Annotated in this window: 9 protein-coding genes; 2 read left to right on the forward strand and 7 right to left on the reverse strand. The window is 55.7% G+C overall.

Features of this window, described 5'->3' with window-relative positions; all coding sequences use genetic code 11:
- The first annotated feature begins 3 nt into the window (after window positions 1-3).
- Window positions 4-285, forward strand: coding sequence for a type II toxin-antitoxin system RelE/ParE family toxin (locus tag AC3AP7_RS16005; RefSeq protein ID WP_475767507.1), 282 nt, complete (start codon window positions 4-6; stop codon window positions 283-285).
- A gap of 6 nt (window positions 286-291) precedes the next feature.
- On the opposite strand, the gene AC3AP7_RS16010 is transcribed toward AC3AP7_RS16005, so the two are convergent.
- From AC3AP7_RS16010 to AC3AP7_RS16040, 7 genes are all read right to left on the reverse strand, one after another.
- Window positions 292-2,520, reverse strand: coding sequence for an AAA family ATPase (locus AC3AP7_RS16010; protein WP_475767505.1), 2,229 nt, complete (start codon window positions 2,518-2,520; stop codon window positions 292-294).
- 156 nt (window positions 2,521-2,676) lie between these two features.
- The gene (locus tag AC3AP7_RS16015) at window positions 2,677-4,560 is read right to left on the reverse strand and encodes a TniQ family protein (protein WP_475767503.1); all 1,884 of its coding nucleotides are present in this window, start codon (window positions 4,558-4,560) and stop codon (window positions 2,677-2,679) included.
- Entirely contained in the window at window positions 4,560-5,564 is a 1,005-nt protein-coding gene (locus AC3AP7_RS16020) for a TniB family NTP-binding protein (RefSeq protein ID WP_475767501.1), read from the reverse strand. Before AC3AP7_RS16020 ends, AC3AP7_RS16015 begins: the two co-directional genes overlap by 1 nt.
- Window positions 5,565-5,575: 11 nt before the next feature.
- The gene (locus AC3AP7_RS16025; RefSeq protein ID WP_475767499.1) at window positions 5,576-7,552 is read right to left on the reverse strand and encodes a Mu transposase C-terminal domain-containing protein; all 1,977 of its coding nucleotides are present in this window, start codon (window positions 7,550-7,552) and stop codon (window positions 5,576-5,578) included.
- Window positions 7,553-7,719: 167 nt separating this feature from the next.
- The gene (locus AC3AP7_RS16030) at window positions 7,720-8,970 is read right to left on the reverse strand and encodes an IS256 family transposase (RefSeq protein ID WP_475763347.1); all 1,251 of its coding nucleotides are present in this window, start codon (window positions 8,968-8,970) and stop codon (window positions 7,720-7,722) included.
- Window positions 8,954-9,625 (reverse strand): TnsA endonuclease N-terminal domain-containing protein, encoded by a 672-nt coding sequence (locus AC3AP7_RS16035; protein WP_475767497.1) that lies wholly within the window; start codon window positions 9,623-9,625, stop codon window positions 8,954-8,956. The genes AC3AP7_RS16030 and AC3AP7_RS16035 overlap by 17 nt, the downstream gene beginning before the upstream one ends.
- A 254-nt stretch (window positions 9,626-9,879) precedes the next feature.
- On the reverse strand, window positions 9,880-10,290 hold the full coding sequence (locus AC3AP7_RS16040) for a helix-turn-helix domain-containing protein (RefSeq protein WP_475767495.1): 411 nt from the start codon (window positions 10,288-10,290) through the stop codon (window positions 9,880-9,882).
- 138 nt (window positions 10,291-10,428) lie between these two features.
- Here AC3AP7_RS16040 and AC3AP7_RS16045 point away from each other — a divergent pair, with 138 nt between their 5' ends.
- A complete protein-coding gene (locus tag AC3AP7_RS16045; protein WP_475767493.1) occupies window positions 10,429-13,065 on the forward strand; it encodes a DNA phosphorothioation-associated putative methyltransferase in 2,637 nt (878 codons plus the stop codon).
- Window positions 13,066-13,176: the final 111 nt, after the last annotated feature.

Here is a 13,176-nt window from a genome sequence, read left to right on the forward strand (position 1 = left end):
CGTATGGAAAAAAACATCGCATGGTCCAGTGCAGCAAGCCTACGCTTGCTGGAAATTATTGAGATGGTCAGCAAGACCCAGCCAGATAAAGCCTATGAACTGGGCAAGCTGATACACGCCAAGGTCGACGCGCTTGCGATTCAGTCTAACCGCCATCGCGCGGGCCGCATCACCGGCACGCGAGAAATGGCCGTGCGTCCTAACTATGTGGTGGTGTACCGGGTGACCGATGCGGAGGTGCAGGTACTTTCGATTCGGTCCGTGACTACACCGACGCCGAATTAAGACCTCCTATTCCCCCGCAGACTCGCGCATCATCATCTTGTAGTGAGGCAGGTGTTCAGACACACGGAAAATTTCCTTGAACACGTGCAGATGACGCTCTATGGATGAATCATCCAGCGCCAAATGGAGATCATCGAGGGTGCCGTGCGAGCCAGCGTTGACCCACGAGAAAAGTGACTTGCAGATGGGTTGATCTGCAGGCTCGAACTTCTCCCATATCCTGTTTAGATCCCAACCGCCCAAGATCTTGAAGTAGGTCTCAAGGATGCGCCTCAGGGTATTCTGAATTCCGGGAGCATGAGGCCCCGGGCGCCGCAACTCGGCCCACAGCATTTCATAGGAACTCGAGACCGGATTCCCATCGTGAAACTCCGCGCGTGAGCGTCCGCCGATTTTCCTCACTACCCAGAAGGTCTCGTCCGACAGGGAAACCGCGCCACGCCTCGTGTCAAAAGAAACTTCTTTGTGAAAGTGAACGTTGTGCGTAAGCACGAAGATCTGTTTGACCGGACTTGCGCCGCTTCGCATGGATTCGATCATACGATGGATCAAGCTGCTAACGATGAACAGCACATCGCTGTCGAGACTGGAAATTGGATCATCAAGTACGACGACCCGGTCGCTCTGCGTACCGGTTCCGCTTGATCCACCCAGCGTGAGGAAATAAAAATAGAGGAACGTGATGAACGTCCGTTCGCCCTCGCTTAGCGTCTTGCTTGCGCTGGATCCGTCAGCACGACGGAGACGATAGCGGTCACGAGTCCCGTCCCGCTCGATGGAAAAGCTATTAAAACCGTACGATGCCAGCAGCTTGTTGATGTCATCGACCGTCGGTTGCACGCTCGTTGTCTCTTTCTCCAGACCTTGAATCTGCGTTTCCACAGCCCGATGGCTGGCCTCCAAGGTCGAAATCTGTTCTTTCAGGCTCGCGATGGCCCGTTCGACTCCGGTGGCACGTTCGAAATGATTATCCAGATCCACCTTTAACTCGGTATCGACGATATATCGCCACACCTGCGTGGTCAGACGAGCCTTCTCGGTGGCCAGATTGGCAACCGTCGCGTTGTGCGACTGTATGAGCGTGTTCGCCTCGGACAGTGGTTCGACGGTAGCCGCTGTGGCATCCGCCAAACCCTGAAGGGCAATGGGGCGACTCGGTTCTCGGCGTTTGGCCGCGATCAAGAGCAGGTTAGCGTCAATGCGAGCCGCCGCGGCGTCTCGAAGCACCCGCAGCCTGTCCAGATCAACGCGCGAATGCTTGGCGTCGAGTGGCACACTCACCGCCGCCAACCAATTCCGTGCCTCCCGCTGATACGACTCCTCCAGTGCCGCGATTGCAGCCGTGTCGGCGAGAAACGTCTCGTCAAAATATTCCGATAAGCTGGCCTCAAGGGTAGGCGGCAAGGTTTGCTGGCAAAAGGGGCATTCGCCATCGCTCGCAGCCAAATATGGCTGGCCTTGCTTGACCCAATCGCTATTTCCCAGCTTCTCTATGAGTGCGGCAACATCTACATCCTTCTTGCCGACAACCACTTTTGCCAGGATGGGCGAAGCTTCAAGGGCGACCAGTTTTTGCGCCGACGGGATCGCTATCAGGCTCTCGGCGAAGCGCGACGGCCCGTAAACAGTCTTGGCTCGTTCGTGCAGATCATCAAGGCTCGCCAAAACAAAATCGGCTGCGGGTTTCGCCGCACGAGTCTCCAGCACTTTCCTGAGAAACCGGCTCTTGTCTCCACGGTAGCCTTCCAGCGCGCCAGCTAGTTCGCCCTCGTGCTTGATCTTCTGCTGCCAGCATTTTTGCTGGAGCTTCCTGGTCAATTCGGCCAGATCACCGAGCTTACCGCCCTCCACGTCGGGATCCGTGCCGCGCAACGTCGCGCGCCGATCCGCAATCTTGCCAATCACCTCAGCTAACTGGATTCTCAGTCGAGCGATCTCCTGCGCGGCTTCTACGCTACGCTTACCAATCGTAAATACGCCCTTGATGTCCTCACCGCCGAAATTCGCCTCGACGAAGTCGCGGTTATAGACGAGAGCCTCGAGTGGCAGCCCGCTTTTCCAGACAATGCGGCAACAACTATGGTGGGGGTTCCCCGGATCCGCAATCACCCGCGAAATTGTCGTCTTGCCAGAGCCGTTGGCGCCGTAAAAGTAGTTCACTTTTCTCAGCGCGCCCAGCGACTGCGCTTCCAGCGCGTAAGTCGCCACGTCAGACAAGTGGATTGCTTCGATCATGTGTGTCCCCGGGTGCACCTGACCGCAGCAAGCGGTGCTCTCGATTCTGGTTGCGATTGATGGTAACGATACCCGACTTTGCATCGTGACCTGAATCTTGGCAAGCCGACAATCGATTTGGCACGGTGCAACGTGAAGTCGCACCGTGCCCAGCGGCTACGCTCTCTTTTCAGAATACCGGGCCTCGATACTCCACCTAACGGCGGTCGCGATATCTACCGACCGGTAAAAGTACTGTCGTGCGCCGTCAACCGACGGCCCCGTTGCGGGATGAAAGCCGTGTCTGAATAGCCATCGGCAGGCTGCGCTCGGCGACGTTCGCTGATACTTCGCAAACGCCACCAGCGAAGTGTAGTCCCTCTGGAACTGCTGCAATCCGGTTTCCGAAACCAGCCGGATTGCCCGCCCGTTCAGATGGTGGTCGTAGCTCTCCAGCAAACCCGAACGAATGAGCTGGTAGGCGACCTCCTCCTTGACCGAAAGTCGCTGCGCCGCCACCTGTGCGGTCATCCCGTCCACTGGAAGACGCGATGCGTCAGCGACAGCCAGCTCCACGTCTGCCTTGCTTATGAGAAACGCCGACATCCCCCTCATCCCCGAGGCTCGCCCAACGCTTTTGATCGCTCCATCAAGCAGCGCACGCATGAATCCCGTGAACGTCGCATGATCCCGACATCGGTGCCTCAAGACATGTGCCAACGTCCATGTCGCAACCGGTTCAAGATCATCGCGTCGCACAACTGGCAGCCCCAACAGGCGATTGATCTCTGCCTTGGGAATGGCCCATCTGCCTTTACCATTCCGGCGATGCGGCTGGGTTCCGATCAACCCAGCCCCGATCAGGACTCGAATTCGCTTCTGGCTCACGCCCAGTTCCCGACTGGCGATACGTAGGGTGACGAGATTGCTCAACGTTCTCCGTGCAAGCTGGACACTGTACCGGTCGGAAATCGGAAACATGCGTCCCGCTGGGCTACGGATCAGATAACCCTTCAGTGTTCCCGCCTCTATAAGCTGACGAAGTGTTTCGCGCGAACACCTTATCTGCGCACGCATCGCCTTACCAGACATAACCGGAGATTTACGTTGGAGACGAAACGCACGATGTCGACCATCAATCGGACCATACCAGTGACCATCGAGAAATGATTCGAACTCACGGCGCATGAAGTCGAACTCTCGTCCCGGCAAATTTTTGTATAGCACGCGATACAGCGGCCCAAAGTGTCGACGAACACTTGTCCCCGCCAAGGTGGGGTCAAGGTATCGTTTCATGAGAGCGTGGAATCCATCTGGCCAGGGCAACAGGAGTTTTGTGCAATGCCTGATATAGTCCGTCGCGCGCTTCAGATCGGACAGCCCCGGGACACTCCCTGGTCGGCTCTGCGCATGCTCTGAAATTAACGGCGCCAGATGACTCAGCAATTTCAGCATGCCGGTGCCAGACAGACGAATTAGCGGTGATGCACGGCCAGTGGGCCCGGCTGTATGCTTATTCGCGCCGTCTGACGATGATTGGCAGAAGTTCATCAACGTGACCACGGCGTGCTCAGCCTCGTCGGCGCGCATTTCAGCAAGCAACCGGCCGCACCGGCATTTCCTGAATGGTCCAGTTTGCCAGGAATATGTAGCCCCACACGTATCGCATGAGTCTCGAAGCATCGCTCCGTGCTGCGGACAGGCGACAAACAGCTTGGCAGACCAGATCGAGCGCATATAGCCTGCCTCCCGAAGACAGGCGGGGCACCACCGCATCCGTTGCCGGTTGTGCCATATGCTATTTGCCGCGTCGTGCTTCGGGTACTTCGCCGATTTCTCGGCAATCCAGGCAGGCCACGGCTCGTACAATGCGCCGAGTCGATCTGCATCGATGCCGATTAAATTGGCTATGGCCCCGATATCAAGCGACATCTCGCCCAAGGCGCCCGGGATGAAGTTAAGGCCGCCACCATAGCCATTGATGTCCGCAACGCGACGCAGATATTCAGCCATGGTTTCGTCGCCACGCGGCTGCTCGCGAATTAACAGTTTTGCGGTCATCACTCGCCCTCCCGCGCACGGCCTGAGCGCGAACCACGACCACCGTCTGCGCTCCCGGTGCCACCACCGTGGAAAGGTTCTCCAAACTTGTCGAGCCGACGCCCACAAAAATCCCGATTGAATGGATTGAGTTTTCCGACGCCGAGCCTCCATATCTCGGCGGTGAAGGCAGCTTCCAAAATGGATTTATCGATCGGGCAATCACCGGCCTGAAATGAAATTTTCAACGCGCGCTCGAACAGCGGCATCAGATAACCCACCCGCCCATCGGTAGCGAAATACAAGTGTTCGACCACATCGTATGACTGGAGATCACACTTAAACCGGACTGGTAGTGCGTCACAGACGGTAGATACGAACTGACGAAACTCAATGAAAGACTCGTCCTGATCGATCGTCATCCGGTCAAGCATCAGGCTAGAGCTAAAACGTCGACGCAACTGCTCATTTGTATCGACGAGCGTTTGGGCTCGCGGAATGCCGACCAGTACAACCGGACAGGGGATCCGATCTGACAAATCCTTGATCCAGTCGCCAACCCCGTAGACTGTCGCCAACCGTCCACGATCATGGACATGCTGTAGTTCATCCAGAATAACAATAAGTACACCACATCGAATAATCAACTCGATCAGCCTCGCCGTCTTTGATGAATTGGTTCCGCGCGTAGGGAACGGATCCTTCATCGCTGTCAACAGTGCTTCAACGACGGAGCTGATGGTCGCCTGAGCTGGAATCGAGGCGTAAAGTATCGGTACCACGTCCTGTTCAGGTGTTATTACGCGTGGATGATCCGCTCGAACAATTTTGCAAACGGTCGTCTTGCCGCAACCTGTCTCACCATAGATGGCGAGATGATTGGCGAGCCCTGTTGACCGGTACATGTCAAGCAACTCAGAAACCCGCCCGTATACAGCGTCGAATTGCGGGAACATGATTGTCTCGCTGCGGAATTTCAACAACGCATCATGATGACGCGATGTAAATTGATAATTCTCGTCCATCACCGTCCCCATTAAATAATCTTGCGCTGAATGCGTGCGAACTTCTTTTCGGAAGGCGAAAGAACGGGGCGCGCCCTCGGGCGCGCCTTCGGTTGATTGGGCACAGCACCCATCTTGATGCCGGATGGTCTCTCCCCGCTCACCCCTGCGGTCTTTGCTGCTCTGCGGCGCAATTTCAATTTACTTGAACGTGCCATCTCATCCACCGCGTCGGATAAATCGATGCGAGCCTGCATCAGGCTGCTCTCTCTGTCCTTGTTATGCGCCTGAGCTCGGCGATGCTTCCTGACCAGCTTGTGCTGCTTGTGCCTCAATCCTTCAGCGTATTCGTGTTCGATGGCTGGAACCCGAATTCGGTCCTGCGATTCGGGTGGCCAAACCCAGATGGCTCCCAGGTCATCAGGATCCCATGTGACCCGGACTAGCACGCCTTCCCCGTACGCCCGAATGATTGGCAGAAGTTCATCGCTGACGTATCGCAGTCCATGGATAAATATTCCATCGTGGCGAAGACGTCGCTCGGCATTTAGCCCCAACGCCATAACAGTTTTCTCGGCACTCGGCGGTAACTCAAGCGTTACGCTCGCCATGCCTTCGTGCCATTTCTGCCACGGCGTAGTTTCGATACCGCTGTGCATCGTTTGGGCGTATATATCGAGGTTCCACTTTTCGAAAAGTTGGATGAACTCTCCAACAAGGCATACCGAGTGCTTAAGCGGATCGTAATCGCCCCGATCGGCAAGCTGAGAGAGACTGGCCCCCGGAATCTTGTGCGCCAAGCTGTGGTTCACGGTTTTTATATATCGTTCAATAGCCCCCTTGTGCTCGGGTGTTCTGGCAGGGCAGAACATGAGCTCGATCGCCAGATCAAAGCAGGCGGCCATCAGTGAATCGCTATGAAACTCGGCGCCGTTATCACAAACCAGTGTTTCCGGCCGTCCATAGCAAGGCCATTCATGATGAACCTGGAGCTTTGGCAAGTACGTTTTCGCGGGCTTTTTTGGCAAAATCGCATGACGGAGGGCGCGCATGACTGCCAGAATCGAAGTGTCGTCGTAGCTGACGTAATACCCGAGTAGCATGCGACTGAACTTGTCGATCAGCAGCGTGATGGTCGGTCGACCGCATGGCAGCCCCGTGTTCTCATCGATGAGAAACAAATCAAGCGGCGTGTGATCCACCTCGACACGCTCGAGGATCCGACTGACCGGGACTCCAACGTGCGTAATACGGAATCTCCGGTCTGCTTCTGCCTTTCCCTCCTTGAGAACCGTAATGTCGTACTCGTCGACCCGCTTGATAAGACGATGCAAAGTCTTGTCGCTGGGTAGCTTCAGTTGCTTTCCGTCGAGAGACGAACGGTTTTCTTGATTCAACCGCTTCGCCAGTCTTGCCTTCACGTCGGTGATCGACCAGCGCGGCGATACGGCGGCTGTGTCGCACAGGCTGGCCATCAGTAACTCAATCACCTGTGGATCCGTTCGCGGACCACGTGGACCACGACGGTCGTACCGTGGAACGAGACAACGCGGATCTCCAGAGTAGCGGTAGTCCCTATACCACCTGTACACAGTCGTGGGACTGGGCGGCGCGGGATCCGCAAATGCTGCGGCAATCTCGGCGATAAGCGGTGCGATTACCTTGGGTGTAAACGACGGGCGACCGCACGCGATCAGCCTGTCGACGTAATGCTTGCGACGATGCGCGGCCTTCTGGACCTTGGGGTCAAGCTCCGAAAAAGGACGACCATATGCTTGATGAGCGTAACGGCGATATTCTGCCGTACTGCCATTTTCGTCTCCCGCGACGTCGACAACGATTCGGTGGTCAACGTAGGCCTCAAGCAGCGCTTGCTTCTTCGTCACGTGCTGCTCGGCCGTTGCCACATTTTCGAGTGTGACATCGCCGCTTTCGAGGAGATGTACGATACGTACCTCGGCGCCGTCCAGCTTAAAAACCATGTTTTTTCGAAATGAAAAACCACGCATGATCTTTCTCCAGAGAAAACGTGATGGGGGTATCGTCAGTAATCGCGTCATCGAGAGGACACGTTGCGAGTCCATGCGTGAAGAGCGAGAAGAGAACATCGCTCCCCACGACGAGCCGCGCGTGGCCGGGGGTGTCAGGAATTCCGTGTTCAAGGCGGGGTTGAGAATCACACGGATGGCCGAACAAATCGATCCGCGTAGAGGATAGCGAATTGGTTCATGGCCGCTTTCCAGTCTTTTGCTGCGCGTCCCCAGTCGGCGGTGATATTCCGCAATGCCAGCCAGATGAGCTTGGTCGCGGCATCGTCGCTTGGGAAATGGCCGCGCGTCTTGATGATCTTGCGTAGTTGCGAGTTGACATTCTCGATGGCGTTCGTAGTGTATATAACCTTGCGAATGTCCGGGGGGAACGCGAAGAACGGAATCACGCGGTCCCAGGCGCTGCGCCAGGCAACACTGACTGTCGGGAATTTCTGACCCCACGGGCTTTCGGCAAAGGCATCGAGTTCGGCCTGCGCGGCTTCGGCGCTCGGCGCAGTGTAGATCGGCCGGATCGCGGCCGCCAGCGCCTTGCGGTCCTTCCAGCTCGCGTAGGCCAGGCTATTGCGAATCAGATGGACAATACAGGTTTGCAGCGTCGTTGCAGGAAACACAGCTGCCAGCGCCTCGGGCATGCCTTTGAGGCCGTCGGTCACGGCAATCAGAATGTCGCCAATGCCGCGCGTCTTCAAATCATTGAATACCTTCATCCAGAATTTGGCGCCTTCGGTGTTCTCGATCCACAAACCGAGAATGTCACGCGAACCATCGGGCAGCACGCCCAAGGCCAGATAGACAGCCTTGTTGCGGACCACGGCGTCTTCGCGGATCTTGACGCGCAAGGCGTCGAAGAACACGACCGGATACATCGGCTCAAGCGGTCGGCTTTGCCAGGCGGTGACTTCGGCCATGACTTCGTCGGTGACGGAGCTGATGAAGTCGGGCGAGACTTCGGTGCCGTATTGCTCAAGCAGGAAGCCCTGGATTTCCCGGACCGTCATGCCGCGGGCGTACATGGCGACGATCTTGTCGTCGAAGCCGGTGAAGCGTCGCTCGTGTTTGGGTATCAGGATCGGCTGGAAGCTACCGTCACGATCGCGCGGTACCTCGATACGGACAGGACCATGCTCGGTCAGAACCGTCTTGCCACCCCGGCCGTTACGCTGGTTGGTAACGTCGGCCGGCCTGGCCGCGCCAGTGGGATAACCGAGATGATGGTTCATCTCTCCGTTCAGCGCACGCTCGATCAGGGCCTTCTTGAAGGCCATCGTCGCAGCGCTAATGGTTTCGGCTGTCATCGGGCCGTTGCCGAACTGCTCAAGCAACTCGGCGGGAATCGCCGGCAGATCCGCCGGCTGGGCTTTAGGTTTGCGAGGCATAAACTCTCCTTGGGAGCATGTTATGCCTTAAACACGAAATTCCCGACAGGCCCGCGTGGCCCAACGTTTTTACTGATTCGCTCATGAGCCTTCGCAAGCTGCTGCACATCACGTCCGGTGTGACGCAGTACAAAGGACGGTCGCGTAGCAGCAATCCCAGATTCGTGAAACGAGGCTGTAACCGGATAACGTCTTCGGTAAGAACAACATATGGCCGTCCGACCTCGGTCATATGCTCCGAGATACGTTCGAGGGTTTCTCGTACGTTGGGGCGCGCCAGTTGCCTTTTGGATTTGATTTCAACGAGGATGAACTGACCATCGGTCGTTTCAATTTCGTAATCGGGTGTATATCGGCGCACGCGATCTTGATCGCGGTAATGAATACGCTCGGGCTGTGCAGCGTACGCACGGACGAACGGCGACATCTCGAAGAGGCGTAGAGCGGCTTTTTCCAGGAGATGCTCGAATACGACCATTCGGCCGTTCTTGAGGGAAGGGAAATAGCCGCGAGGCATTGAACCCGAGCGCGTTACTACCGTGCGCACAGGCCCGGAATCCGTCCGGCGACGGGTCTTCGAACGTCTTCGCTGAGCGGATCTCAACGTCGGCTGCTTGATGTTCAGTCTAAGTATCTTTTTGAGCTTTTCAGCCACATCCGTTCCTTTTTCAGACGTAAAGCGGCCCCCTCGATAAACGGGTATCAAGAAAGGCAGTGCATGGACGAGCGCGTCCCACGGACTCGACGAAAATTCGTCGAATCTCGATAGGCAGCGAAATTAAAGAAAAAGAGGGAGCTTGACTCTCGAGCCGAAAAGGAGGAGATTATGAATTGGCCATTCGTTGATCACCCCGATCTTCGGACCCGAAGAGCGCTGCAAGCCCCTCCAGGTTTGTGGCGCTTTTGGGTTTACATGGCTCTGCCTCCCTGATGAATGGGTTGAAGGTTGATGACAGCGGACTGCCGGGTTCTTGCGATAACCGTGTGCAGTGCCGCGATGGCCTCAATGTCTGTCGCTGTTAGGGTTACATCATTCGCGAGTGCTTTAAGCACCTCCTGCTTTCTCGCGAGGGTTCCCTGTGGCAAGCGGAGCACAAGCTGTGATGTCTGCGCGGCGTAAACCAGTTCCGCCGCCTGTCCGTCATCGAGCTCAAGTGCCAGGCATAGTGCATCGAGAAATTCAGCCCTATCTGGCGTTCGTTTTCCGGTCTCGATTGCGCTGACATATGTGTCGTCGATACCCAGCCTCTTCGCCAGGTCCTCCTGGAACAGTCCTAGCTGCTTCCTGCGATGGCGTATGAATTTACCGAGGGGGCTCATGGCGGCCGACGAGAATCCGTCAAGTTTTGAATCTGCTCAGGCTAATGGAACATGTCCTGCATTGCAAACTCGCACATGACATTTTTATTTGCTTCCGAAGCGAACCATTTTCAACATTTATTTTTCGATTGATTTTGATTGAAAAAAGAATATTTTTTCTTATCCTATCTTGAGATTTTCCTGAAAATTTGGGAGTTGACGATGGGGACGGCGAATCGAGCTCGCATATCTGCCTCGTTCGGGAAGCGCGTCGTGGATGACTGGTACATCCATCGGGATGCGCTCGACTATCTGGATGCCACCACCAAAGCGACTATCACGACCGCAATTGCGTCTGCGCCAGCTGCGGCTCGTGAACGTGGAAACGTTCTCAAGCTGAACCTCGACTCACTGAGGCTTTCTCTACTTCGATACGATGCCTTCTTTGAGGAGCCGTTCCCAATCTTGCAGGAGGCGTGGAGTTTGCCAACACCTGAGGACCGATCGGTCTCTTACCGCTCGTACCTGAACTCGCTTAACCCACCCGTTCTTCACCGCAAAGAGCTTCTTCTCCCCCCATCCCACCCACTGCGCCCAGCGTTTGAGGAGGTCACACGGCAGGCGGAAGAGCTGGGCTTGTTTGACGAGCCAATCAAGATTGGCTTTCGGGAAAATTGGCTGGATGTAGTAGCAAGCAAAGGTTACAAGATAGCCGATGGAACGTTCATACCGGTTGGCAATGTTGAGCCCGTGTCCAGTGATCAAGCAGCCGACGTTCTGGAAGATGCCCAGGTTCTTCGTCACCTGACTGCGCTCAGCAGAAACAATCTTTCCGCGCCGATGCAGCTACTAATTCGGCATGGATTCATATCGACCGGCAGAGCCATATTCGACTACGGATGTGGCAAGGGGGACGATGTTAATGAGTTGAGCTCACAAGGCTTCGCCATCTCAGGATGGGACCCTTTTTACGCTGCAAATAGCGAGATCCGGGGCGCGCAGGTAGTTAATCTCGGGTTCGTCCTGAACGTGATTGAAGATCCTGACGAAAGGCGGGAAGCATTACACCGTGCATTCAGTCTCGCCGATGAGGTGCTCGCAGTCTCGGTCATGCTCACAGGTAGCATCATGCCTGGCCGCCCATATCGAGACGGCGTCCTGACCAGCCGGAATACCTTTCAAAAATATTTTTCCCAGGAAGAATTTAAACAATATCTCCAGCGGGAGCTGGGTGAAGAAATATTTCTCGTCGGTCCCGGAGTCGGGTTCGTTTTCAAGGATAAAGACCTGGAGCAACGCTTTGTTGCCAATCGCTATCGCCGCCGAGACCTGGCAACCCGCGTTCTTCGGCTTCCGAACCGCATCACACCCACGCGAAGTCGCGCAGCCCGAACCACGGGCAAAACTCTGTCTGAGGAGGCCCGCAATTGTGTAGCAAGGCTCTGGAGAACAACTCTCGACCTTGGGCGCTCACCGGAACGCGATGAAATCGACTTTCTGCCAGAGCTGGAGTGCCATGTGGGCTCGTTGAGACGAGCACGACACATCATGGAGACGGCCTTCGATCCTGATCAGCTGAATTTAGCTGCTGCGGCCCGAACTGATGACCTACGTCTGTTTTTCGCGATGGGACATTTCGAGAGAAGGCCGCCATATAAAAGCCTTGAAATGCGCCTGCGGAGAGACATCAAAGCATTTTTCGCCGACTATCGATCAGCGCAGGCAGCAGGCATTCGCCTGCTTCACGAGGCCGCCGTCCCGGAAGCAATCCGGGCAGCATGCTGTGAGGCTGCCGAACAGGGCATGGGTTGGTTGGACAGGGAAGGGGCTCTGCACCTGCACATCTCGGTGGTGGATCAGCTTCCTGTGATCCTGCGAGCCTATGTTGGCTGCGGACTTCTTATTTACAGCGAAGCCAGTGAGGCGCAACTCATCAAGGTCCATTCGCAGTCTGGCAAGCTTACCCTGCTTGAATACGAGGAATTTGATACCTCCCCGCTGCCACTCATGAAGAGGCGAGTAAAAATCAACATCCGGAGGCAGGACTACGAGATCTTTGAATACGGTGGAGAATTTGAGAAACCACCTCTATATTACAAATCCCGTTATCTTAATGAGGAATACCCTGGATACGTCGAGCAGTTGGCGTTCGATGATAAGCTCATTCAGCTTCAGCTCTTCGATCCCAACGGGCACGGAATCTCGGCGCGCGCACTCACCGAGCAGCTCGAACTGTGCCGACGGACGATCCAGGGATTCGAGTTGCAACGAAGCAATACGATTCCGGCGCTAGATCAACCGTGCGGACAGAACTTTTGCTACCGAGATTTCATTGAGTGCGGACACACCCAGGTGAGTACCCAAACGGGAAACATCCCCCGGCAGCCAGAATCGTTTAATGCCCTCTACGATCTGGCAACCCGGATTCTTGATCCCCTCATCGGCTACTTTGGCGGCATCCAGTTGACATATGGCTTTTGCTCGCATGCGTTAGGCAAGCTCATCAAGACACGCATTGCTCCACCGCTCGATCAACACGCAGCTTATGAACGCGGTGCGACAGGAAAATTGATCTGCGACAGGGGGGGAGCTGCCTGTGACTTTATCGTTGCGGATGAAGACATGGAGGAGGTGAGCCGCTGGATCATGAGCAATCTGCCATTTGATCGGCTGTATTTTTATGGGAAGACACGCCCCATTCATGTCAGCTATTCCGACAACCCAGTTGGTGCAGCATATGAAATGAAGGAAACCGCTAACGGACGACGTATTCCTCGCCCGATGTCCCCAAACTAACGCCGACTGGCACACAACCCGCTCCGACAAGGGGGTACGTTACCCCGGGTCAAAGACCACCCGGCCGACTCAACAAACGTTTGTGTGTCGATAAACAAACTGCTAGAATCG

This window comes from Paraburkholderia sp. PAMB 6770, from assembly GCF_057748135.1.